A 1,228-nucleotide genomic window follows, 5' to 3' on the forward strand; every position below is an offset into this window, starting at 1 on the left:
GTAGTAGACCTTGTCCGTGACCACGGGGTTCGCCGGTGTGGAGACCGGTACGGTGCCGCCGGTGTCGACGTCCTGGTCGTGGCCCGAGTCCCCGCCGGGGCAGTTGGCGACACCGATGGCCGGGATCGCCTTGAGCAGGGTGCCCGACAGCAGGTCGAACGGAATGGCCAGGACGGCGTCGAGCACGTGGGTGACGAGAGTGATCACGCCGCCCGGCGGGATCTCGCCGGTGCCACCCTTGCCCTTGGTGTCATACCAGCCGAATCCGAAAGGCTTGCCAGAGGTGTTCTTCAGCTGCCACTTGCCCCCGTCGGGGCCGCAGGAGTGCAGCAGCGCCAGCGGCTGGGCCAGCAGGTTGCCCACTTTGCTCAGGTCGATCAGGCCCTGGATGTCCACCGGCAGGCCGGGAACGAGCGTGAGCAGGTTGTGCAGCGCGTCCGGCGACAGCTGCGTGATATCCGCCGGGAGGTTGGCGGGAAGGTTGGCCGGGAGGTTGGCGGGAAGGTTGGCCGGGAGGTCGGCCGGGAGCTTGGCGGGAAGGTTGGCCGGGAGGTCGGCCGGGAGCTTGGCGGGAAGGTCGGCCGGGAGCCCCGGCTGCGCTGGCGCCTGCTTGACCGCGCTCGCCACGGTCCCCTGGACGGGAGTCGAGGTCTGGTCGTCCGCCAGGGCGGCCGGGGCGGTCAGCCCGATCATCATTGATCCGATTACGCAGGCTAGAGTCAGCCGCGTCCTGCCTAAACGCATTGTGTTTGCCCCCTCAAGGCTTTTGGCATGCCGGAAGCGGGCCTGTGGCCGCTGTCACAGCAGCATGTTGCGAGGGATGCTACCAATGAGCTTCCGCAACTCGCACGCAGAGGTGCCAGTTGTGATCAAAAATGTAACCGCGTGTGGCGGAATTGTGTTTCTGTAGATTATAGGATTCGGCTGGCCTGCTCGATTGACGATTGTGTCATGTTCGCGAAGTGACCTTGTCGCGGCCTGCCGCAAAGGCGCTGCCACGGTAAGAATTCGCTGCTGTGCCGCGTCTCATGGCGACAGGCGCTCGACGATCCAGCGACCGCCCTCGCACGGCCGGCCGTGCCCGCCGGCGCCGCGTTCACCGGCCCGTGGCTCACCGGCCGGGGCCTTGCCGGCGGGAACGTCGACAGGGGTGCCGGCGGGAATATCGTCAGGAGCGCCGTCGGCATCGGTTCGACGGTAGCGCAGCCGGTCGTGCAACCGGTCAGGG

At 67.3% G+C, this 1,228-nt stretch carries 1 protein-coding gene and 1 pseudogene; both read right to left on the minus strand.

Translation table 11 applies throughout. The annotated features are described in order from the left end of the window. The coding region (locus NBW84_RS07740) for a hypothetical protein (RefSeq protein ID WP_250283079.1) at nt 1-693 on the minus strand (693 nt) is incomplete at its 3' end. A gap of 333 nt (nt 694-1,026) precedes the next feature. Continuing rightward, nucleotides 1,027-1,228 (minus strand): annotated as a pseudogene (locus NBW84_RS07745) (pyridoxamine 5'-phosphate oxidase); the annotation flags it as partial.

Source organism: Protofrankia sp. CiP1_Cm_nod2, assembly GCF_920664355.1.
In the GTDB taxonomy this organism is placed as follows: domain Bacteria; phylum Actinomycetota; class Actinomycetes; order Frankiales; family Frankiaceae; genus Protofrankia.